At 63.4% G+C, this 21,854-nt stretch carries 27 protein-coding genes; 1 reads left to right on the top strand and 26 read right to left on the bottom strand.

The genetic code is table 11. The features are described from left to right. Nucleotides 1-141: 141 nt before the first annotated feature. Nucleotides 142-477, top strand: coding sequence for a hypothetical protein (locus IQ16_RS40395; protein WP_038967804.1), 336 nt, complete (start codon nt 142-144; stop codon nt 475-477). Here IQ16_RS40395 and IQ16_RS40390 read toward each other — a convergent pair whose 3' ends face one another. The 26 genes from IQ16_RS40390 to IQ16_RS40270 form a co-directional block, all read right to left on the bottom strand. After that, nucleotides 478-1,857: a hypothetical protein gene (locus IQ16_RS40390; protein ID WP_038967803.1), complete on the bottom strand. Its 1,380-nt coding sequence runs from the start codon at nt 1,855-1,857 to the stop codon at nt 478-480. Beyond that, nucleotides 1,857-2,108 (bottom strand): spike base protein, RCAP_Rcc01079 family, encoded by a 252-nt coding sequence (locus IQ16_RS40385; protein WP_129557526.1) that lies wholly within the window; start codon nt 2,106-2,108, stop codon nt 1,857-1,859. The genes IQ16_RS40390 and IQ16_RS40385 overlap by 1 nt, the downstream gene beginning before the upstream one ends. A gap of 62 nt (nt 2,109-2,170) precedes the next feature. After that, nucleotides 2,171-2,389 carry a hypothetical protein gene (locus IQ16_RS40380; RefSeq protein WP_038967801.1) on the bottom strand — a complete coding sequence of 73 codons (219 nt, stop codon included), beginning with the start codon at nt 2,387-2,389 and terminating at the stop codon, nt 2,171-2,173. Then, nucleotides 2,386-3,678 carry a hypothetical protein gene (locus tag IQ16_RS40375; protein WP_038967800.1) on the bottom strand — a complete coding sequence of 431 codons (1,293 nt, stop codon included), beginning with the start codon at nt 3,676-3,678 and terminating at the stop codon, nt 2,386-2,388. Before IQ16_RS40375 ends, IQ16_RS40380 begins: the two co-directional genes overlap by 4 nt. Then, nucleotides 3,675-4,010, bottom strand: a complete 336-nt coding sequence (locus IQ16_RS40370; RefSeq protein ID WP_028152683.1) for a hypothetical protein — start codon at nt 4,008-4,010, stop codon at nt 3,675-3,677. The genes IQ16_RS40375 and IQ16_RS40370 overlap by 4 nt, the downstream gene beginning before the upstream one ends. Further along, nucleotides 4,007-4,183, bottom strand: a complete 177-nt coding sequence (locus tag IQ16_RS47000) for a hypothetical protein (protein WP_244442000.1) — start codon at nt 4,181-4,183, stop codon at nt 4,007-4,009. Before IQ16_RS47000 ends, IQ16_RS40370 begins: the two co-directional genes overlap by 4 nt. Before the next feature lie 19 nt (nt 4,184-4,202). Further along, entirely contained in the window at nt 4,203-4,709 is a 507-nt protein-coding gene (locus tag IQ16_RS40360) for a hypothetical protein (protein WP_028152685.1), read from the bottom strand. After that, entirely contained in the window at nt 4,706-5,614 is a 909-nt protein-coding gene (locus IQ16_RS40355) for an N-acetylmuramoyl-L-alanine amidase (RefSeq protein WP_035718201.1), read from the bottom strand. Before IQ16_RS40355 ends, IQ16_RS40360 begins: the two co-directional genes overlap by 4 nt. 70 nt (nt 5,615-5,684) lie before the next feature. Next, nucleotides 5,685-6,755 carry a phage late control D family protein gene (locus IQ16_RS40350; RefSeq protein ID WP_244441999.1) on the bottom strand — a complete coding sequence of 357 codons (1,071 nt, stop codon included), beginning with the start codon at nt 6,753-6,755 and terminating at the stop codon, nt 5,685-5,687. Further along, nucleotides 6,752-6,958, bottom strand: coding sequence for a tail protein X (locus tag IQ16_RS40345; protein ID WP_038967799.1), 207 nt, complete (start codon nt 6,956-6,958; stop codon nt 6,752-6,754). Before IQ16_RS40345 ends, IQ16_RS40350 begins: the two co-directional genes overlap by 4 nt. Beyond that, a complete protein-coding gene (locus IQ16_RS40340) occupies nt 6,958-7,344 on the bottom strand; it encodes a phage tail protein (protein WP_028152688.1) in 387 nt (128 codons plus the stop codon). Before IQ16_RS40340 ends, IQ16_RS40345 begins: the two co-directional genes overlap by 1 nt. A 2-nt stretch (nt 7,345-7,346) precedes the next feature. Then, nucleotides 7,347-9,908 (bottom strand): phage tail tape measure protein, encoded by a 2,562-nt coding sequence (locus tag IQ16_RS40335; RefSeq protein WP_097532543.1) that lies wholly within the window; start codon nt 9,906-9,908, stop codon nt 7,347-7,349. 1 nt (nt 9,909) lies between these two features. After that, nucleotides 9,910-10,047 (bottom strand): hypothetical protein, encoded by a 138-nt coding sequence (locus IQ16_RS45385; protein ID WP_157791190.1) that lies wholly within the window; start codon nt 10,045-10,047, stop codon nt 9,910-9,912. Between the two features lie 20 nt (nt 10,048-10,067). After that, entirely contained in the window at nt 10,068-10,346 is a 279-nt protein-coding gene (locus IQ16_RS40330) for a phage tail assembly protein (protein WP_244441998.1), read from the bottom strand. A 63-nt stretch (nt 10,347-10,409) separates the two neighbouring features. Continuing rightward, a complete protein-coding gene (locus tag IQ16_RS40325) occupies nt 10,410-10,913 on the bottom strand; it encodes a phage major tail tube protein (protein WP_038967794.1) in 504 nt (167 codons plus the stop codon). A 12-nt stretch (nt 10,914-10,925) separates the two neighbouring features. Next, the gene (locus tag IQ16_RS40320; RefSeq protein ID WP_038967793.1) at nt 10,926-12,335 is read right to left on the bottom strand and encodes a phage tail sheath C-terminal domain-containing protein; all 1,410 of its coding nucleotides are present in this window, start codon (nt 12,333-12,335) and stop codon (nt 10,926-10,928) included. Between the two features lie 81 nt (nt 12,336-12,416). Further along, nucleotides 12,417-12,902: a hypothetical protein gene (locus IQ16_RS40315; protein WP_143279768.1), complete on the bottom strand. Its 486-nt coding sequence runs from the start codon at nt 12,900-12,902 to the stop codon at nt 12,417-12,419. A gap of 2 nt (nt 12,903-12,904) precedes the next feature. Further along, a complete protein-coding gene (locus IQ16_RS40310) occupies nt 12,905-13,495 on the bottom strand; it encodes a hypothetical protein (RefSeq protein ID WP_051000399.1) in 591 nt (196 codons plus the stop codon). Next, nucleotides 13,495-14,403 (bottom strand): hypothetical protein, encoded by a 909-nt coding sequence (locus IQ16_RS40305; protein ID WP_038967791.1) that lies wholly within the window; start codon nt 14,401-14,403, stop codon nt 13,495-13,497. The genes IQ16_RS40310 and IQ16_RS40305 overlap by 1 nt, the downstream gene beginning before the upstream one ends. Nucleotides 14,404-14,409: 6 nt before the next feature. After that, nucleotides 14,410-17,625 (bottom strand): DUF4815 domain-containing protein, encoded by a 3,216-nt coding sequence (locus IQ16_RS40300; protein ID WP_038967790.1) that lies wholly within the window; start codon nt 17,623-17,625, stop codon nt 14,410-14,412. 2 nt (nt 17,626-17,627) lie between these two features. Beyond that, on the bottom strand, nt 17,628-18,326 hold the full coding sequence (locus IQ16_RS40295; RefSeq protein ID WP_038967789.1) for a hypothetical protein: 699 nt from the start codon (nt 18,324-18,326) through the stop codon (nt 17,628-17,630). Further along, the gene (locus IQ16_RS40290) at nt 18,310-19,161 is read right to left on the bottom strand and encodes a hypothetical protein (protein WP_038967788.1); all 852 of its coding nucleotides are present in this window, start codon (nt 19,159-19,161) and stop codon (nt 18,310-18,312) included. Before IQ16_RS40290 ends, IQ16_RS40295 begins: the two co-directional genes overlap by 17 nt. Continuing rightward, nucleotides 19,161-20,018 carry a baseplate J/gp47 family protein gene (locus IQ16_RS40285; RefSeq protein ID WP_145832159.1) on the bottom strand — a complete coding sequence of 286 codons (858 nt, stop codon included), beginning with the start codon at nt 20,016-20,018 and terminating at the stop codon, nt 19,161-19,163. Before IQ16_RS40285 ends, IQ16_RS40290 begins: the two co-directional genes overlap by 1 nt. Continuing rightward, nucleotides 20,018-20,431: a GPW/gp25 family protein gene (locus IQ16_RS40280; protein WP_097532546.1), complete on the bottom strand. Its 414-nt coding sequence runs from the start codon at nt 20,429-20,431 to the stop codon at nt 20,018-20,020. Before IQ16_RS40280 ends, IQ16_RS40285 begins: the two co-directional genes overlap by 1 nt. A 56-nt stretch (nt 20,432-20,487) precedes the next feature. Then, entirely contained in the window at nt 20,488-21,324 is an 837-nt protein-coding gene (locus tag IQ16_RS40275) for a phage baseplate assembly protein V (RefSeq protein WP_145832158.1), read from the bottom strand. Between the two features lies 1 nt (nt 21,325). Then, nucleotides 21,326-21,853 carry a hypothetical protein gene (locus tag IQ16_RS40270; protein WP_038967784.1) on the bottom strand — a complete coding sequence of 176 codons (528 nt, stop codon included), beginning with the start codon at nt 21,851-21,853 and terminating at the stop codon, nt 21,326-21,328. Nucleotide 21,854 lies beyond the last annotated feature (1 nt).

Genomic DNA, 21,854 nt, shown 5'->3' with positions numbered 1-21,854 from the left:
GATCGGGTCTCGGATTAAAAAGTTCGATTCAAGGCGGACATGAGAAGGGTTTACTTCTTCATGACTGTGCTCCAAGTCAGTTGCGGAAGTCGTTCCGCCTCAACGGCGATGGCTTACAGTAGCGATTAGGAGGCCCGTGACATGCCCATTCGAGTAGCCCTTGCAACCGCCGCCGTGATCGCCACGGTCGTCTCTGCGCAAGCGGCAAAGCGATTGGAAGTCGGGCAATCCGGCGTGTTGCACACGACCGCCCTGGCCTGCCCTACGCTCGAAGGTTTGCAGGCCGTGTTGAAGACGGCGAAGGCGGACTTTGATGCGGGTCTCGCGAAGGCCGCGGCCGAAGGCTGCAAATCATACGGCAAGGGGATGGATATCTTCGTTGTCGAAGTCCCCAACGCTTACGTCGCCTGCATTCGGCCAAAAGGAGAGAAGTCCTGCGTCTGGACGACGCAGGATCGCGTTCACGCAATCGACTGATTAGGCTCCGGGGCGAGCAGCGTATTCGAGTGCCGCCGATCCGAGGTTCACGGCGAGAGCCGTCCCAACCACGTTGACAATGTTGTCCGGCGACATCGTGCCGCGCGTGCCAAGCTGCGTGTTGTTCGCACCGCTCGCGAACGTCGCCGAGAGCGAGCGTCGCACGTAGTCGGCTCCGAACGTGAAGTTCGTCGCCGCTCCGTTGAGCAGCCGCATCGCCATGTTGGCGGTGACAGCGGGGTCAATCGACTTCCCCGTCCACGCCATAATGGCAACCTGCCCGTTGATCGAGGCGTCTGCGTCGCGCGTGATGAGAGTGAAGTCAGCGGTCGTATTGCCGTCGCCACGGTCGAGGATCAGGCGGTAGGGCTGACGCCCGCCAGCAACCGGAGGCCCGACGATCTCGCCCGCCTTGAAGACGCGGGAGTAGCGCCACTGAGTAATGGCCGGGATCGTGTAGGTTTGCATCTCGTTGACGTTGTACGGAGCCGCCGAGTTGGGCGCGCCGCCGAACATATGGTAGTAGCCGTCGCTCACAACCTTGAGCGTCGTGCCGCTGACGATCAGCCCTTCAACGGCCTGTGCGCTATCGAGCAGCCAACGATTGACAAGCTGATCCTTGGCAATGTCCCAAGCCAGCAACATGCCCGGTGAACCGTTCGCGCCAGCGGTAAGCCAGAGATACCCGGCGGCCCCTCGCGACGGGTCCACGCAGATATGGTCGATGGGGCCGCCCCATCCGCCGTTGAAGTCGGCGTATCGCAGCATCACGCCAGACAGCGTCACGCACCACACGTCGCCGCTTGCCGCATCGCCAGCCCATAGCGCCTGACGCGCGTCGTCCCAGGTGAGCGCATTCGGAACGAACGGCAAAACCAGCGGAGCGCGCGGGACCGAGCCATCGCGATTCATGAAATAGACGTTGTTGTTCGCGCCGCTGACATAGGCGAGACAACGCAGCGCGCCAGCCGTGACGAACGCGACACCCTGCAAACCGCCGATGCCTTGCACCGTCTGGATTTGAGAGACCAAGGTCGAACCGTCAGCCGACAGCCGCACGATGCTGGTCGGCGTCGTGACGCCGCCAGAGCCGCGAGTCCCTCCGAAGTTGCCGACCCAAACGTCGGTGCTATCGGGGTCCTGGCAAAAACCCGTGCAGGTAAAACCCTTGCCAGCTTCGCCGCCGGGGATGTCGGGCAGCGGCTGCCGAGCCCCAACAGCCAACGACGCGCCATTCGAGAACACGCGAGGGATCGCCGCTCCCGTGCCGCCCGTAAGCCATGAGAACTTCGACACGTCCTCAGAAAAGGACATGAAGTTCGGCGGGAGGGCTACCCCAGCGAGCGGATAGGACAGACCAATGCCGAACCCGAGCCGCATCAGACTGCCCCTTCCAAGCCGGTCGAGGTCGCGGCCGTGACGTGCGTGGCCCAAATGGTCCGCGTTTCACCGGCGGCGAAGTTCATGGTGCGGCTCGCGCCGCCGCGCTTCAGCGTCACGGTGACGGTGCCAGCGGTGTTCGCGCGGATCGCACGGATCGGCTGAGCAAGGGGATTGGCTCCCGGCACGATAGGCACCCAATCGATTGCGGGACCATCGAAGGGGACGGCAAAAGGATTCTCGCGGGACACGGGCTTCTCCATGAAAGGTCACAGACAGGAGAGCCCGTTTCACGCCGGAGTACGAGAACGGTTCAGTAGCCCCTATCCCAGCCTTCGTCGGACTCGACGGAGCCGATGAAGTGATCGTAAAGCCAGACGGGCCAAGACACGGTCGAGGCCCATCCACCCTTCAGGATCGACTTGCCGACACGGCTCGAAATCGTCTCGTCATGCCAACCGCCGAGCAGCGCGTTGCCAAGCTGATCAATGGCGATCAGGACGTTCCAAAGATACGCGCCGATCTGTTTCATGCTGCCATTTCCTTCGGCATCGAGCTTGCCGGGCGCTTCGGCACCGCGGGGGTTTCAAGCTTGATCTCGGCCCTCTCGCGCACGCCCCAGGTCTCATGGATCAGGAAGAACCATTGCTGCGGCAGTTCGAGCGAGGCGCGCAGGCCGTTACCGTATTCGCTGTAGCCGGGGAACGCGCCGTTCGAGAACACCGGGCCGGGATTGGCCGAGTGGTGATAGTGGCCGTGCATGATGATGTCGGGGCGACGCTGCGCACGGGCTTGCTGCGCCTCGACTTTCTTCGTGCCGCGCACGATGGGGAGAAGCGGACCGGCGAAGCCCTGCCCGCCGCCGGTGCCCATCTTGTCTCCGTGCGTCAGGAAGGCCGTGTAGCCCAGGACCGGGATGATGCAGTCGTTGGACACCCCGATCTGGAAAGTCACGCGAGGATCGCCCGCAAAGGCGTCTGCGACCATGTGAGCGATCAGCGTGTCATAGCTGAGCTTCGAGTACAGCTTCGCGGTCGGCTTGAACGTCGTGCGCGCGTGGTTGCCCGGCACCGACGAAACGTGGATGCGCTTGTAGACCTTGAGCAGCAACTTGATGCCCGCGATGATTAGAGCCACCACCATGCGAACCTGCTCATGCGAGGTCAGGCCATTGGTGATCCGCAGTTCTTCGTGGATGTCGCCAGAGATCAGGTCGCCGCCCAGGTTGAGCAGAAGGCCCTCGACCTTGCAGTCTGCCGCCCAACGCGGACCGATCTCGCACACCGCGTCGAAGAACCGGCGGACGCGCGTCGCCGCGATCTGCGGATTGAAGGCGTTGAGCCCGAGGATTTCGTCGGGATCGACGACCTCGCCCATGTGCAGATCAGTGAAGAGCATCGAGAGCACGGCGCGGTTGCGCTTGCCCAGGCCGTGCTTCAACAGCCACTCGGGCGGCGCGACCTGAAGGTTGCGGATGCCGCCGATCTCTTCAAGCATCTGCTCGACGGCGGCCAGTTCCTTCTCGACACCCTGCGCGCGCCGACGCCAGTAGGCGCTATCGTGAAGCTCGCGCCGGGTCGGCGGCTTCTTGCCTTCCGGCGCTTCGTACAGCGACCAATCCGGCAGGAAGTTCTTATCGCCGCGATTGGCGAGAGCGTCCTGCGCCCGCACCCAATCCGTCAGCGTGTTCTTGTTCAGCTTCAGGCGACGCGTCGCTTCGAGAACGGCAGAGCCCTTTCCGCGCTGCTCGGACCGATACGGCACGAAGCCTTCGCGCAAACAGGTCTCGATTGCTTCCTTCTTCTGCTTGTCCGTCGTCACTTCGTTTTGCCCTGCGTCAAGAGAAACTGATCGAACCGCGCGCCGATGCGATCCAACGCGCCGACCAACCGCTCTTCGATGCGGTCGATCAGTTGGACGGTCGCGTATTCCTGCGCGACCTTTTCGCGGAACTGTGCGAGGTCGCGTTCGGTCGCGGCGGCGAGTCGCTGCGCTTCGGCGGCTGCGGCCTTCGCCTCATTGGCAATGGCCTGCCCCGCCTTCGCCGACGCTTCGTTCTTCGCGTGCGCCACGGCGTTGCGGATCAGAAGCGCGATGATCGCGCCAGCGCCGGTGCCGAGCAGGCCAATGAGCCATTCGGGGATCGAGATCATTTGACTTGGGCCTTCAGGCGCACGTTGCGCACGTTGTTGCGGGAGATACGGAGCCGCTTGTTCGCTTCCTTGCGCGCCGCTTCTTCGAGCTTCCACGCCACACGTGCGTCGACGCCGGGCACCACCTTCGGCGCGGGCACTTCGTCGAGAACGAGAGTCGACTCGTGCGGCACCGAGAAGTCCGGCGCGGGCCTAACGCTTTCGGTGGTCTTGCACGCCGCCAGTGAAATCGTCAGGAGTGAGCAGGCAAGCAGCGTTCGGGCGATCCTTGAGGCGCTTTTCATAGTCATCGATTTGGTCCTGAGCTTCTTGGGCGCGCTGCGCCGCTTCGTCACGTTGCTTCACAGCGGTCTCGGCGGCCTCGAACACCATGTCGAGACTCTTGCGCTGCCCAGCGATCACGCCGTCACGAACAGAGATCGCTTCGCGCAATGCGTTGGCTTCGGCTCGGCCATCCGCGAAGCGGTAGCCGACAAGGAACGCCTGCGCCGAAAGGAAGACGTAGACGAGAACCGCCGCCACGCCGGCGTAAGGCGCAAACATCGGGAGCTTGCTGATGATCGGGAAGTGGCCGACGATCACGCAGACGAAGACGAGCGCCGCAAGCGTGAGGATCACCACGTCGGAGGCCGCGATCTGCCAAAGCAGATCGCCAAGCCCGAGCTTGTCGTTCAAGCTCACAAAGAACTGCTTGATCATTCCTTCTCCAACCAAATCCAGAGGGCGAGGCCGATCAGGATGAAGGTGCCCAGGGCGACGATGACCTTCCAATCCTGAAGCACGCCCAGGAAGGACGTGATGGACAGGCCACCGAAGAGGCCGGAGGCCGCCGTGAGCTTGCTCTTGATGAACGCCTTCAGCTTGCCCGGCGCGGTCGCACTCTCGTCACGGACATCGCTGTGCGGTTCGAGATCGACCTGCTCTTCACCGGCTTCGTCTGTGTCGTGGCGCTCGCCGCCTTCCGGCGCCGAGAGAAGGCCGACCGGATGATACGGAAGCGCCGAAGCCTTCAACTGATCCAGCGGATACAGCGGGTTGGTATCGATCTTGCGGCCCGGCGAGATCATCCAATGCGTGATGATGTCCTCGATCTTGAAGGTCTGCGCGAGCGCGAAGCACAGGTCGGTGACGGCCGCAATCTGCTCGGGGCTGTAGTGCAGCCAGTAGCCCGCACCGTGCGCCGTGGTCTTCGCGTACTCGACCTTGAGCGACGGGTCCTTGTTCGTGTCGATGGTGCAGATGTCGTTCTTGTAGACGCCCTCCGACACCTTCTGAAGCTTGCCGGGGTTGTCGATCTCGATGCCGACCGCGTAGCTGTTCATGAACTTCAGCCCCTTCCATTGGGACTGCCCGGCGTGCCACGCCACTACGTTGAACGGCACAAGCTGGGTGATCTTGCCCTGGCGGCTAACGACGACATGCGCCGAGACCTTCGCCGCCGGATTGGTCAGCCACGAAATGTCGCCGTCATCCTTGAGGCCCGACGCGGTGTCGTGGATCACGATGAAGCGCGGCTTCAGAGCGCCGCCGTGGTTCGGGCTCTTGACGAACGGAAACGCGACTCCGTCCCGATACCCAAGACCATTCTTGATGCTGATCGACATGATGTCTCTCCGTTTGTTGAGAGCATCATCGCCAATCGTTGCGTTGCGCGCAGGGCCGTTCTGGTAGCCGTTACCCGCCGCCGCCACCGCCCCAAAAGTCGTCACTTCCTTCGCCAGCGGTCTCGCAAGAGATGCGCGTCGTGAGGCCCTGATCGTTGAGACGATGCGTCGCCGATTTGATCGTGTAGCTGCCGTCGCAGTCGGGGTCGAAGCCGATGGCAGTGAGACCCGCCCCGGAGAACATCTCAGTGCGACCGAGGAAGTTGGCGGCGAAGACCTTCTTGCCGCGAGCGAGCGCGCCCTTCGTGGCCTTGGCCTGCGCCTCCGCTTCTTCCTTGGTCTTGAACAGCTTGCGGCTGCGGAAGACAGGGTTGCCGCCGCCTTCCTTCACCCACTCGCGCTCGCCCTTCTTGATGTTGTGCCACGCGGCCTCGACCGACTTGTAGTCGCCGCGCGTCGAGCCGGTGCAATCCCAATCGGTCACGCCGATCTCGGTCAGCATGAATACGGGGGCCGCGCCGCCGCTAGGAAGCATGCCAGAGCCCGCCTTGTTGAAGATGACCTTTTCATCGGCCAGCTTGAAATTCGCGCCCACACGGCTCGCCAAGCGCGTCAGGAAGTTTAGGTCAGACTCACTCGACTGATCGATGTGGTCGATCTTGATCCCGCCGACCTCGCCGTTGACGATGGCCGACAGGCCGTTGCGCCCGGCGATGTACTGCACGATGTCGTCCACGCTCTTCTCATGATACGAGCGCGACTTCGGCGACTTGATCTCGGTCGTGAGCCCGGCGGCCTTCGCCGTCACGGTCATGATCTTCGGACGCCCCTTCTTCGTCCACGAGTCGATAAGGAAGGTGCCCATGTAGTTGACGCCGGTCTCGACGAAGCCGAGCGAGACCTGAAGCTTCGAGCCCTTCCCCGGCGCGGAAATGTACTCGCGATTGTCGATCTCAAGCTCGCAACTATCGGACTTCTTGCCCTCGTTGTCCTGAACCGTCAGCGAGAGCAGCGGGCCGCCGCCCAGGACGCCGCCGGGGATGACATGGCCGCCGCCTTCCAAGGGCAGGCCAAAGGGTGCCGGGATCAGGTTGGCCGTGATGTCGCGGCCGTCGAGCAGGATGCGGGCAGCGGGCGTCACGACCAAATCCTCGCGGCCGTGTTGACCTTCTTCACCGTGAAGGCGGGGATGTTGATGGTCATGCCTTGCGGCAGCTTCGTCCCGGCGGCGGCGAGGCTGGGGTTGGCGCGCAGGATCGCCTCCGTCGCGCCGTGCGTGACGCCGAAGCGGTTGTAGGCGATCAGGTCAACCGTATCGCCTTCGATGGTCGTGTATTGCTCCATCAGACGTAAGCCTTCAGATCAATCGTGAACTCGATCTTACGGGGAGCACCGTCCGACATCAGGGTCTCTTGCCCCTCCCTGATCTTCTCGATCACGTAGTTCCCGAGATACCGGCCGAAGCCGGTGACGAGCGGGAGCGGCTGCCCAAGCCCGGCCTGCGCACGCATCTGATCGACCTGCCGCAGCCCGCCGCGATAGTGCGGATAGATCACGCCATCGAGCGTGATCGTGTCCTCGCCGGGTCCGACGTATTGCGGAGCCGGTGCCATGCCGATTCGTTCCGTGGACGGCCAGCGCCATGCAGAGGTCCGGTCGAACTTCTGATAGGCGCTAGTGTTGATCGAGAAGCGGTACGCGCCGAGCGCGAGAAGAACGGTGCTTTGCATGATCAGTCACTCAAGAGTCCACGCTGCTCGGATTCGAGTCGCGCGAAGGCCGCGTAGACCGCGTCTTCGGCCGCCCGACGAACATCGTTGGGATTGCCGCCTTGGACTTGGACGGTGATCTGCGCCGTGTTGCTGCGCGAGACCGTCGTGTTGTTCTCGCTCGAACTGGCGACCGCCGACGCACCATCCGAGGTCAGACGGCGCAGCGTGTCGTTGGGCTCGATGCGGCCGGACATGCCGGGCACGAAAAGCTCGGGGCCTTGCTCGCCGACAAGGTACGGCTTGCCGAAGCTCACAGGCCCGCCCATAGCGCGAGCGCCAGCAATAGGCGCAGGAGCCGCACCGCCTGCCGGGGCTCCCTTGCCCCCGCCGCCGCTGCTAAAGATGCCCTTGATGGCGCTGCCCAGCGACATCGCCTTGTCGATGGCGGTTCCGAAGAATCCAATGAGGCTTTGGATCGCGGAGATCACCGACCTCACGCCCGAGGCTGCAACGCCGCCGACCGTCTCGCCCCACTCGCGCCACTTCGCGTTGGTCGCATCGAGCGGCCCGAGCAACTGCGTCATCCAGTTGTAGACGGAGCCCAAGCCATCGGCGATGGCTTTCACAGCCGGACCGGCCGGACCGAGACCTTCCATGAAGCCCTTCCCGAACCCGGCGAAGAACTCCTTGATGCCCGCCCAATTGTTGTAGACCCACACGCTCAAAGCCGTCAGCGCGACGACCAGCGCCGTAATGATCAGACCGACCGGGTTGGCGACCAGCGCCCACATGGCGAGGCCGATGGCCCGCAGAGCCGTCAGCGGGAAGAGCAGGATCGACCGCGCCAGGGCGAGCAGAGAGCCGCCGAGAGCCGAGAGCGTCGCCCCTGCCCCCAGGGCCGTCAGCATGCGGAAGCCCAGGGCCATCGCCGCCAAGCGGCCTACAGCGGCAACCCCGACGCCAGCGATCACCCCGGCGAGCAGCCGGAACGGCAACAGCATCCCGAGCACCGCGAGGTTGAGGCCGCGCATTGCGAGCAGCCCGACACGCCCGAGCGCGCCCAAGACGAAGAGCAGCGGACCGGCGGCGGCAGCCGCAGCGGCGAAGTACACGCCGGTCTTCAACAGCGCCGGGTTCGTCTCGGACAGCTTCTGCAAAGTGTCCGCAAGCTTCGTGAAGGCGTTGGCGATGTCGTTGCCAACCGAATCAACAATCGTGTTGCGGAACTTCTCCCAGGCAGCGCCGAGCTTGAGCAGGACCGCAGGCAAGCCTTGGTTGGCGATCTTGTATTGCTTCTGCGAATAGCCGTCAGACTTCTCTTCGACCTCTTTGATCATCGCCGGGAGGTCGGCCTTCAGCAACGCCATGTAACGCGAGATGTGGCGTGCTTCGAGAATCTGCGCGATGTCGCCGGTCGTCGCGACACCGTCGTCCATCTTCTTCTTCAGGTCGGTCATGAACTTCGTGATGTCCACCTTCGACCCCGCCGCAGCGACGGCGTCGTTCACGGACTCCGAAATCTTGTCGGCATCGACCGCCGACGAACTTCCGATGGCCCCTTGCACGGCCTTGGTGATCGCGGCCGACAACCCGGCGTGGTTGCCTTGGTTGTTCTTGATCGCGTCGGCGATCTGCCCCTTCACGCCGCTCGCGTCGATGCCGTCCGCCTTCAGGTTCTCAAGAACCGTGTCGGCGGTGACAGGCCGTGCCTGGGTGTAGTCGGAAAGGTTCATGCCGATCCGGCTCAACGCCTTCATGCCGCCCTTCGGCATCTTGACGAGACGCACGATGGCAGAGCGCAGCGCGACGCCCGCTTCGGAGCCGAGTACACCGGCCTTCGCGAACGCCATGACCATCGCGGTCACGGAGTCGAGCGAATTGCCCGTAGTTGCGGCGACGCCGCCCGCATACTTGAACGACTCAGAGATGTCCTTCATGGACGCGACCGTTGACACGGCGGCGTAGACCATGCGGTCAGTGACGACGGTCGAAGACTTCATCGCCTGCTCATAGGTCTTCATGGGCATGCGGAATTGCGTGATCGTCTTGCTCAGCGACGCGCCGACATCGGCAGGCGTCATGTCGCCCGCGAGCGCGGACGCGGCCAAGACCTGTTCGAGCGCACCCTTGGCCTGCTCGAACGTGAAGCCCGCCTTCAGAAGCTCGGTCGCCGACTTCATGATGCCCGTGGCACCACCGGCGTCATACCGACCGGCCAAATCCTGCGCCATCTTGGAAAGCTCTACGCGCTGCTCTTTCGTCGCTTCGCCCAACGCCTCGACCATGTTGCCCGCCTTGGCGAACTCGGCAGCGTCCTTAATCATGCTCGCGCCGAACCACGCGGCGGGCGTCGTGACGCCGAGCGTCGCGTTGCGGCCATGCCGCTGCATCACGGCCATGCGCTTCGAGGTATCGGCGAGATGCTTGTTTACGGCCGCGAACGGCGCGTTCATTTTTGCAGCCATGCCAGCGAGCGAAGCTCCCAGGCTGTTGACCTGGGTCTTCGCTGCGTTGACTGCGGCGTTGAGGCTGGGGCTGACCTTGCCCCCGATGTTGACGAAAACGGAGAAGCCGGTCGCCATGTTACTTTGCCTTCATCGCCTTGTTGATGTCGGCTTGAAGCTTCGTGGCGTCTTCAAGCCAGCCGTAGAAGTCGTCGAGGGACATTTCCTCGACTTCCGAGATCGTGAAGCCGCCCTTGGTCAGCCGAATGAGCGTCAAAATCCCCTTACGGAGATCGCTTAGCTCGACTGACCCCCACGAAAAGCATCGAGTTGTTCGCCCAGCTTCATCGCGTCGATCTCGTCGAGCTCTTCGATCACGTCCGGCGAGACGTTGCAGAGATCGGACAGAAGCAGGATGCCCTTGTCGGCGTCGTGCCCCTTGAACTTCGCGGCCTTCAGCGAGTCTTTCGTCTTCGGCCGACGCATCGTCAGCGTCTTGTAGGTCTTGCCATCGACCTCGAACGGAAAGTCGAGCGTGATTTCCGCCGACAGCCGCATGTCTTTCTTCTCAGTCACAGTCTAGTGCTCCCGCTTGATTGTGGCCGACCCGCCGTAGCGAGGTCGGCCGTTGGTGGTTGGTTACATGCCCATCGCAGTGCGGATGGAGGCAAGCTGATCCACGCCGTTCACGATGCGGATCATGTTGTCGATGTCGATCTCGACAACGACGGTGTCCTGAATCTGAATCTTCAGATACCGGATGGACATCTCGGCTTCGTTCTGCGTCAGGTCGCCTGCTTTCCAGGTGCCCAACGTGTTCTTCTTGAAGCCGCCGTGCAGATCGACGGTCATCGGGACCGCAGTCTCGCCGTCACGCTGAAGCGCGCCGCGAAGCTGGATACGGACGGCGTTGCCGTCCATGTTGCCCCACAGACCGAGAATCTGGTTGGCATACTCGCCGAAGGTGAACTTGGCGGTCAGCGTTTCGAGGCCCATGTCCAACTCGACATTGCCGTCCATGCCGCCGCCGCGATACTCTTCCGTCTTCACGGAAAGCTCGGGCAGTTCGACTTCGGAGATGCGACCGGCGTAACCGACGCCGTTCACGAAGCTGTTGAAGTTGCGAAGTACGCGCGGGATCATCTTTCGTCCCCGTTATGCGAAGAGGTTGCGGATGTAGTCCGAGACGAGATGCGACCGGAAGGTCACACGCTCGGCCGGGTACGGCGGGGTGAAGTCATACGAGAACGTCACATGACCCTGCGAGATGTCGGCTTCGGTGTTGAACTCGGGATCGACCCAGCAGTCACCACCGAGGATCGCACCGCGCACGCGAAGCTGGCGCATGTACGCCTTCACCGATGCGGTCACGTCCTCGAAATACTGCTTGGTGATCGAGCGATCCACCGCCCAGCGATGGGCCTTCGCGATGGAGATGTCGATCATGTCGCCGGTACGCGAGACGGACAGGAAGGCGAACTTCGGATCGGCCGAGCAGGTGCGGTTGCCCCACAGATACCAACCTTCGTCGCGGATGAACGTCGCGATCTCATTCTCGTTGAGAATGTTCGCGCGGCTGTTCTTGTCGCCGTAGGCGTAGTCGATGGGACGGCCCAGGCCGCCGATGCCATAGACCTCCTTGTTCGACGGCGACTCCCAAAAGCCCTTCTCGTTGTCCACGCGCGAGATCAGGCCCGCCACTCGGGCGGACGAGTGTTCGAGCGCGTAGGTGCTGGTCTTCACGGACCAACCCGAGACGGTCGGATCGACGATGAACACGCGGCGCGTGCCGTGGTCGTTGCGATAGGCGAACGCAGCGGCATCGGTGGTCGAGGGACCATCGGCGATGATGTGCGCCTTGAAGCCATCAGCCAGTTGCTTCAACTCGCTGACGACCGGGTTCGCCGAAGCGCCGATCTGGATCGTGATGGTCGCGCCGGTGCCGTCGCCGGTGACGGTCGCGGTCAGCGGCGAGACGATGCCGAAGCCGAGCGAGTCGAACTCAAGGCCGGTGATCTTGCCGCCGGTGATGATCGGCTTCGCGGTCGGCAGCACCGCGCCCGCACCGCCGCCCGTGAAGGCCACAGTCGCCTGGGTGTAGCCGTTGCCCTGCGCGGTCACGGTATGACCGGCCACGCCGAGCGGACGCTGATGCGTGAAGCCGGGCGCGATCAGGATCATCGGGGACACGCCGCATTCGGCTTCGGCCGCGCGGAAGACGTGAATGCCGGTGAACGCGCCGGTGTCGGCGTCAACACCGCCGATGATCTTGGAAAGCTGCTCGTTCTCGGTCTGCGCGTCTGCGACGCGGACCACGACGATGAGGGCACCGCCCTGATCGTAAATCGAATCGATGGCCTGCGGCAGACTGCCGGTCGCGCCGATCATGGCCGCCGCCTGACGACGGTTGACGAGTACGGGAGTGTCGAGGGGGAACGCCACTTCGTTCGCGAGGGGAGCGGTGCCGATCAATCCGATGACGGACGAGCGGACGGTCTGGATCGGCCGGGGGCCGCTATCGACGACGACAGTCTCGACGCCGTGAAGGAAATCGGTAAGGGACATCTGTTCTCTCAATCCTCAGTATTGGGATTGAGCGTACCCTAGCGACCACCCTGCCCGGCGTCGGGACCGTTTCGGTATCCCTTACTGGATGCTCTGCGCAAGGGTGAAGAGCGCGATAAGCTCCGCTTCGTTCTTGTTCAAATGCTCGGCCGTGCCGACAACGAACGGATGGTTGCTTTCAAACTCGGTCGTCCATTGCCAGCTATCTTGCACGTCTCGCGACTGCGACGCCACGTACTCTTCGATCTCGTCGCGAATGCCGAGGGTGTTCATCGCGAGCCGCAGTTGCCGGGCGCTCGCCTTCAACGGCCGGGGCGGGCTCGGCCGGGTAACGAGTACCTGTTTCACCACGCCGCCCAGGCGCTTGATGCTGGCGCTAACGATCTCATAGCCTTCGGGCGGGACCGCCGGGGTGACTCTGTAGACGCCGATCTCCGCGAGGTCAGCGTCAGACCAAAGCTCGACGACTTGCCAGCCGTGTTGGACGTCGTCGATGACGAACGTCTGGCCGAACGCGACTTGGGTGAAAACGCCCGGCTTGGTCTCCTGAACGACGATTTTGTCCACGTCTAACTCCATTGAATGTTAGCAGATGCGTTTGCGGCTGCGCTGCCCGTGGCGAACGCGCCCCAACCGCCGCCGCCGCCTACGCCGCAAGTGAGCGTGTAAGACGCCCCCGGTACGGGTGCGCCGGCAGCGCCGAAGGTGAAGATTGATCTGACAAAGCCGCCGCGCCCGCCCGGCGTTCCGTCCCATTGGTTGCCGTCTTCGCCTTGGAAGTGATAACCAGCGCCGCCCGCATTGCCAGCGCCAGCGCTGTTAGCGTTGTTACCTCCTGATGCGCCGCCGGGGCCGCCAGCAGCACCCGGAAAGTTCACGCCATTCCAATTGCCAGAGCCGCCGCCTCCAAACGCCACCATAGACACGCCCGCTCCAGAGAACGCGGACGTGCCGCCAGTGCCGCCGAAGTATTCGTTGGCGCCATCGTCGATACCGCTCAAGCCAGCGCCACCACCGCCAGCACCCGCAATCGTCACCGTGAGAGTATTGTACTCAGGGATGATGATGCCGTAGGTGCCGGGACCGTAGTTGTTGCTGCCGGGGAACACGGGAGGCCGGACGAAGCTGAACACCGGCCGAACAAGAAACGGAAGGATCATTAGGAGACCTTCCAGCCGCCGCCCGAGAACCAACCGGCGAAGTTGAAGACGCCGGAATAGATCAGCGCGACCGCGTTCCCGGCCGTCGCGATGGCGGGGACCGTGCCGTTAGGCCACAGCCAATAGGTCTGCCAACTGATCGTGCGGCCTCCCGTAGGGTCCTGAAAGATCAGCAGGTCGAGCGGCTGCCCCTTCTTGAAGTTGACCTGGGTGAACGTCACAGCCCCGACAAGGACCATCCTGAATCGCGAGCCGTTGTTGCCGTCGAGCGTGACCGTGCCGCTGACGTTGCCGAGATCGACATAGTCGGCGGCAGCCCAGGCGGCATCGACCGTGACCGCACCGGCGTTCGTGTTGTTGCGAAGCTCGGCAGTCGTCGCAATGTTCTTGGTCGAGACGCTACCGAGTCCGATGTTCGTGCGGCCGTTGGACTTTTGCGTGGCATCCAAACCCTGCGCCGCCGTGTCGATGCGGAGCCGGTTGCCGAGAGAGGACAGGATCGCATTGATCTGCGTCATGTCGGTAAGCTTTGCGGCGATCTCGACAAGCGTGTCATAGGCGGGATCGACACCGCCCTTCAGATCATTGATGGCCGACGTGATCGCGGACGTGATCGCGGCCCCGTACTCATCAACGATGGTCGTGTGCAGTACGGCCGTGGCCGACGTGATCATGTCCTTGACGCGCTTCACAACGGGCACGGCGACCTGCGTCGTGCCCGCAGTTGCTTCGGCGGCCGTGGCGAGGCGCACGGTGCCTTTTTCCGTCTCGGACGCGGGGTCCACGATCATCGCTTCCATGTCTTCGCTGATCGCCGTGAGGGCGTCACGAATCCGCTGCGCGTCCTCACGCGCAACGTTGTCGGGGTGCGGAAGCGGATAGCCGCGCTCGGTGGTATCGTTCGGCATGGTTGATTAACCCGTGGTGGACTTGACAGCGACTGCGCGGATGTTGCGTGCGTTCGAGCGAGCAGCGGGGCCGCCGCTGATCTTCACATACGCGCGCGAGACCGAGAGATTGACGTGGTCGAGCATGTACTGGCGCTCTTCCCAGCCGTCGCCGAGCGGCGTGGCCTTTTCGAGCGTCAGCGCATTCGAGGCCGACCACACCGGCAGGCCAGCGTTGACGCCGGTCTGGATTTTCGCCTCGAACGTGGCGGTGCCGGGCAGATACACGTCGAGGATCAGCCGGACCTTCGAGTCGGTGCCCGCCTCGAAGGCGCGCGTGATGTAGTCGCCGTCCGCCTGGATCGCGCCCGCCACAACCTGAACGTAGGGCAGCATGATCGGCCACAGGCTGGTCTTTCCGGTCACGCGCAGACGGACCTTCAGCGTGCCGGTGATGGCCTGCGGAAGCGAGACGTTCACAGCCGGGGCCGTCACATACTTCGCGCCGTTCGGGGCCTCGAACTCGACCTCGATAGCGGTTCCTTCGGGGCGCTCGGCCGCGAGCAGCGGCATCAGGTCCGAGCAATTCACGACCGGCAGATCACCGACTTCGATGGTCTTCACGGCTTGGGTGAACTTGGCGCAGCGCAGGCGGAAGCCCAGCGAGCGGCCCGGCTTGGGCAGCCAGGTACGCGAGTCCGAGCCGTCGAGGAAGGTGCCGAGCGGGAAGGCGTTGCTCGTCACCCATCCGTTGATCTGGTCGAAGCCGCCCAGGTCGGCGATGGCGACCGAATGGTTCGTGTCTTCGGTCAGAAGCGTGATCGCATAGCTGCGATCCTCGCGCAGCGTGACGGGACGTTCGAAGGCGGCGAAGGTCCAATCGCTTTCGACGCGGGGCGCAACCGAGAGCGGGTCGATGACCTTCACGGTGTTCATGTCGAGGATCGACTCGGCGACGACGCGCTCGGTCGGAAGGCCAAGCTCGACCTCGCGGATTTGGACCCGCACCGGCTTGCTCTTGTCGCCGACCTTGGTGAACTTCACGTCCACGCCGAGCGCCTGCCGGGGCTCGCTCAGACGGAAGGTCTGCGCGAGAGGATCAGCGCTATACCAATAGGTCGTGACGATGGTGCGTTCGTTGGTGATCGTGGTCAGCCAGCCGTAGGCGGTATAGAGCGCGTTCGCGGTCGAGCCGCCGACGCCCTCGAATGCGACGTGCTTCACGCCGACCGGGACGTTCGCCGGAATCTGGAACGACGAAGTCAGGGTGCCGTTGCCGTCCGCGCGGATGGTGCCCGCCGGGGTCACGTCGATGTCGTCGAACGTCACCTTCTTCAGGACTTCGTTGTAGCCCCACTTGTGGATCGTGAAGCCGACCGAGCGCTGCCGGATGGTCTCTTCCGCGACCGTGGCGTTGTTGACGATGCGATCCGTCGTCTCCGTGGTCGTGCCGATCAGCGGGCCAGCGGCGAAGTTCGTGCGCTGCCAAGCGACGCGAGACGTGAAGACTGAGGTCCAAACGTCCTGGGTGTCGGTCCAAAGATCGACGGAGGGATCGAGTGCGACGTCGGTCGCCGGAGGGCCGAACGACGCATAGGGGTTGATCTTCGACTCGCCGGTGATCTGGCGCTGCTCGAACACGCTCTCGAACGTGTACGTGAGCGCCGTGTCGGCAGGCATCGTCGTGACGGTCGGGATGATCGGCAGCCAGAGCAGGCCGCCAAAGATCGCGCCGGTCTGAGGAAGGCCCTGATCGCGCATGTCGTCGCCGAGCATCGGATCGACGAACACGCCGCGCTTCGAGGCGACTTCCTTCCGATCCACGTCGCGCTGAAGCCGCTCTTCGGCAACCAGTGCGTAGAGGTCGCTGACCATCGTTTCGAGGCTGCGCAGATCGGCGAACGGCATGCGGACGGTCGCGACTTGCTTGATGGTCGGGACGAGACCCCAATTGTTGTAGACATCGGCCAGCTTGTGCAGCGTCGGCGCGACGGTCGTCGGCTGCGGCGCGTAAAGCGAGCTAATGCCCTTCAGGTAGGAGATCACGCCTTGCTGATCGACCACGATGGCGTCGTAGCGCGGCAGCTTCGTCTCGTACTTGATGAACGCGGTCGTATCGTCGGCCGCGCCGGTGATGTCGAACCCATCGCGCGTGATGTTGGTCGGCTCGGCGTTGGTCAGGTAGCGATACGTGACCTGATAGGTCGAGCCCGGCGCGATCTCCGCACCGCTCGGCGACCAATCCACGGCCGCGCCGGTCAGCTTATAGTCGGAGGTCGGCGCATAGGTGGTCGCGCCCTGCTTGACCTGACGGATCGAGAGGACGGTGGGATCGGGCAAAGTATCGGAGGCCCCACTGAAGTTGCCATGCGTCAACGTCACCGTCTTCTCGGCGATGATCGTGACTTCCTTGATCGAGGCGATGGGCGCGAACCGCACCTTGATCGTCTGCGTGCCGGAATTGACGGCATGCGGCTCGTCATCGAGCAGCATGATCTCGGGCTCTTCGGTAACGCGAAGGCGCGCGGAGGCAGGCCGGGTCCGCTTGTAGCCCCAAACGTTGATGGTGCCTTCCGAGATCGTGAAGGTCTGCTTGCTGGACTCGTCGAGGCCGAGCGCCTTGACGTTGAAACCTTCCACGACATAGCCGCCGTGCGCCTCGCGGTCATAGCGCGCGAGCAGGTTCACCCAGGCGTCATCCATGCCGGGCTCGTTCGGAGTGTCGATAGTGCCGTCCTTGACGGTATAGATCGGGAAGAAGTCGCCTTCCTGGCCGTCGCCTTCATAGCCCCAACGGCCGAGCATCGCGAGCGCCGATGCGCCCGGCTCGCCCTGCGCCCGCGTGCCCGGAGCCATACCCTTGAGGGTCGGATCGTTCTCATAGGTCGCGGTGAAGGTGCGGAGCCAGATGCCGATGACGACAGTGCCAACGGCCGAGATGACGAAGCTGCGGGCGTCGATGCTATGCACCGCGCCGCGAATGTAGACCTTGGCCGCCGCCAACTGCGCCTCGACGGTTGCATTGATGATCGGCCCGAGCACGATTGAACCGCCGCTGACGAGAGAACCGTCACGCCAGAACGCATCGGCGACGCCCTTCAGGCGGTTCGCTTCGATGTCCTGAATAACGTTCAGTTCGTTGCTCGTCAGGAAGCGATCATAGTGGGCCACCATCCGCTGATAGCCCTTCGCCGGATCGAAGGTGTTGATGTATGCCGGGAGGGTATCGCGAGCGTCAGTCATTTTCAGATCACCAGAACGTAAGAGAATCCCTGCCGCTCACTCGGGGAGCGAACCTTGCCCGCGAAGCGGTCGAGCAGGAGCAAGTATCCAGGTTCGGCGACCTGATCGGGAGTCAAGTACAGTTGCCCTTCAGGCACCCCGGCCTTGCGCGTGCCATCGACGAAGATGCCGACTTCGCGGATCGTTTCGGTTGCCGCTTCGAGGTAATCGAAGAGCACGCTGCAATAGAGATAGCGAGTCGCCGTCGTCGAGATCGTCCAACGCGCGCCGTCCGGCGTGCTGATGTTTCCGTTGTCATCCGGCACGACGAACTCCACCGACGACGCGATGCGACGGCCCACTTCGTTGACCAAAGCGGTCTCGTCGGAACCAAGCTGCGGCGTTCCATAGACGACATGCGCCTGTACGGTAGCGCTGGCCACGATCTGACCACCATTGACGCGCGTCACCGCGCCGGTGTTGGCGTTGTACGTGTAGTCACGCGGCGTCTCGAACGTGAGGGCGCTATCGACGCTCTTCACGGCCAGCGTCGAGACCGGCGCATGATCGAGCATGAAGCGCTCGGGCGAGCCCGAGAACGAGTAGTTCTTCACGTCGGTCTGCCCCCACCACGAATCCCCTCGCCCCCAGGCGAAAAACATCGTGCGAGACTTCAGCGCGGCGGCGAGACCTTCGCGCCCGCTATTAACCAGAAGTGCCATCGGGTCCTCCGTAAATCGTGTACTGTTCAATGTTGGAGTAGGAAACGCTCGGCCACGGCCCGCGCGGCCAAGGCATCGGAACGTCTTTCGCGTAGTCGATCTGCTCGCCCGAGAGGGACGCCTGGATAGCGACGACGGAGGGCTCGACGACCTCGCCATCTAGCATCGAGCGGTCGAGCACGAAGCCTTCCTCGAAGCGCGCAACGCCCTCCACGGTGCCGTAGAGACCGCCGTCCATCTCGACGTTGAAGTCGATCTCCCCGCCGTGCTGCTTGCCGAACGAGAGCTTGGGCTTGATGCCGGGAAGATAGACGCCGGACCAATCGTCGAGCAGCGCGCCGTCGAGGCGCATCATGTCGAGACGCATCGGCCGGATGTCATAGCCGCCATAGATGCGGCCCAGGACGCTCGACGCCTTCTTCGAGAGGTTCGCCAGCCCGATCAGGTTGAGCAGCGTGTCTTGGTCGGGTCGCTCCGTGAGCCCGATCTGGAACAGGCCCCAGCGCACGGCTCCGTGGTCGCCACGCTCATAGAAGCCGTCGAGGCCCAGCCAATCGAAGACGATCTCATAAGCTTCCACGCGGCCCCGGAGCGTCTGCCAACGCTTGCCTTCCTTGTAGAGCCTCTGATGGTCGGCGACGAACTCGGCCGCGTCTTCGAGGCCCCAATGGCGCAACAGCCACGGCAGCACGTCTTCGGGGATCACATCGAGATAGCGCACGTCGATGATCGACTGCACCAACCCGGCGTAGCGCGAGCGCGAGTCGATGGTGCGGACAACGGAACGCTGAAGCGGCGTCGTGTTGCGCGGGACGATGTCGATCAGGTCGGCCATCAGTAGGACCGACCGTTGAAGTTCAGCTTGACGGTGCCGAGCGCCACCGCCTCATTGGGCTCCGCGCGCGTATAGTCGTCGGCGGCGGGCGTGATCATGACGATCCGGCGAACGCCGGACGTGCGCAGGGAGGCAATGACGAAGTCGGCCGTGAAGTCCCATCCCAGGCGGCGCGCCGCAGCGAACTCGGCCTTGAGGCGATCTTCGGCCGTCTGCAACTCGCTCGCCGGTGCTTCCGGCAAGAGCCATACATCCGCCTCGACATTGACGACGCGGATCACGGCCGGAACGACCGCGATGTGATCGTTGTCGCCGCGAACGAGCGGGTCGTTGAGCGCAGCGGTGACGGTCGCAAGCAGTTCGGCGCTGGCGACGCCGTCGCCTTCGCTGGACAGGATCGATACCTTGACCCCGCCCATAGCATCGCCCGTAATGCCAACGTCGGCCACGCGGAGCGGGTCGGCAGCGAAGGCGTACCTTTTGTACCAATTGTCGGTGAAGCCGCCCTGCCCCTTCTTACGCTCGCGCAAACGGCGTCGCAGATCGTCGAGGGACTCGCCATCGGCTTGCGTCATGTTCCAATCGGACGCCTGCGCGATCAGGTCCGCGCCCTGCCCGAAGTCGAGCAGCGTCGCGCGGAACGTGTCGTTGAGCGACGTGACGTAGAGCAGGTCGCCATAGGCGGCATGGCGGCAGAAGTTGTTGATCGGGTCCGAGCGCAGCATGTACGTGTCCCAATCGAGACCGGCAGTCTCAAGCAGGCCGCGCATCTGCGTCAGGCGGGCGTCGAACAATGCCTGGAACGCGGGCTCGCGCTCGATGACAGGCAGCGGCAGGTTCGGGAGCGGCGCGTCCATTAGACGTAGCTCCCGACGACCATGTTGTCAGAAAGGATCACGCGGCCCTGCGCGTCTCGGGCTTCCGAGTAGTCGCCGAGATGGCCGCGCGGGTAATAGATGCCCTCGATATCGAATTGGGCATGGCCCTGATCCGTCATGTCGGAAAGCTCCATCTGAATGATGCGGAAGCGAGGCTCTTCAGCCATCAAGGACTCAGGGCTCTTCCGATTGATCGCTTCCGGCACGGCCGCGTAGAAATCGATCAGCGTGACGGGCGACACGGCATGGTCAACAAGGCGCGGCATCTTCGAGCCGAAATCGCGGGCCATAACGAGCGACTTCAGCGAAGTGCTCAGAATCGTCGCAATCGACTGCCAGACATCGTCGATGCCTTCGAGAGGCTTGCCGGTGTTGAGGTCAATGGTCGCCATAAGGCGCACCGTGCCGCGTCGGCACGGTCGCTTACAGCCTGATCCGGTCGCCTATATCAGCCCTTCTTGGCGAAGGTCTTCAGGGTCGGGATGTCGCTGACGACTTCGACGCGATCCTGCGGGCGCTCGCTGGTATCGTCGAGGCCCAGGAACGTCGCGGCGGCGACCGCAAAGATGTCGGACTCGTGGAGCGCCTGCCCGGTCTTCGTCTTGATCGTGTCTTCCGCCTCGATCTCGACGTTCTCTTCCATCTCGATCTTCAGGTTCTTCGCCTTCAGCGTGATCGTGCCTTCCTTCATCACGATTGAGCAGCCCGTGCCCTCAATCGTGATGGTGCCCTTGTCCTTCAGCCCCTTGATCAGCCAGTCGCCCGTAGAGCGGTCGTAACTGATCTCGCCAAGGATTTCGTCTTCCTCGCCGTCCTGCCCGTCCTCGCCACCTTCGCCGCCGTCCTCGCCGCCCTCGCCGCCCTCGCCGCCCTGACCGTCGTTGCTCTTCGGCTTCGCGAAGATTTTGCGCCAGACGCCCGCCTTGTCGGTCGTTTCCTTCTCGTCTTCATTCTCAGGCGTGTACGTGCCTGCCGGATAGACCTGCGCCGTCGCAAGCTCGCCGCCTTCGGCAAGCAAAACGACCTTCTCGCCCTTCTCAAGAAAGTGCGTCTCGCGGTCGCCCTTGGCACGCATTCCGCCCGCCGGGAGCCAATCGGTGATGTTGTGGTTGTCTTCGTCGTTCTCGTCACCGATCAGGACGCGGTACGCCGGGGGCTGGCGCTTGTAGTCCACTTCCTTGATCTTGCCGAACTTGACGACATCCTGCGCGCGCCGATCGATGTCGGTCGCCTCCGGGTCGGACACGCCGCCGGTGCTCGCTGGATCGCGCAGAAACTTGACCATGCTACTTTCCCGACAGGAAGTCCGCCATGTCGGCGTCGAGGTTGTCCGCCGTGGCGCGGGGACGCCATGCGGTGCGATAGATGACCTGCCAAACGAGGCCGATAGCGCCGATGGGACGCTTGACCTGCTCGGTGATCACGTCGATGTCGGACTCGAGCAGCCGCATGCGGGCGGACTCGAAGCCGGGGATCACGAAGCCTTCGAACGCGGCTTCCATCTGCTCGGCGATATCGTCGAGCTTGTCGTCAACGGTATCGCCGCCGAGCAGCATAGCCTCCGTGACAAGCGTCAACTCGCGCTCGATATAGGTCGCGTCGCCCTCGACCCCGTAGTCCTTCTCGGGGTTGTACTTCTCCATGCGCGCGTAGACGAGAATGGCCGGGCCATCCTCTTTCAACTCTTCCTCGCTCACGGGAGCCATACGGCTCGCGAACACGCGGCTCTGCGCGGCCGTGCGATACTCGCCGTCAACACTATCAGCGAGCCGGGCTCGGAATGCGTCGCGGATGCGCTTGCGAGGATGGGCCATG

The organism is Bradyrhizobium huanghuaihaiense, assembly GCF_007830635.1.
GTDB classification, from domain to species: Bacteria; Pseudomonadota; Alphaproteobacteria; order Rhizobiales; family Xanthobacteraceae; genus Bradyrhizobium; species Bradyrhizobium huanghuaihaiense.
This window is presented reverse-complemented; position numbering and strand designations above follow the sequence as displayed.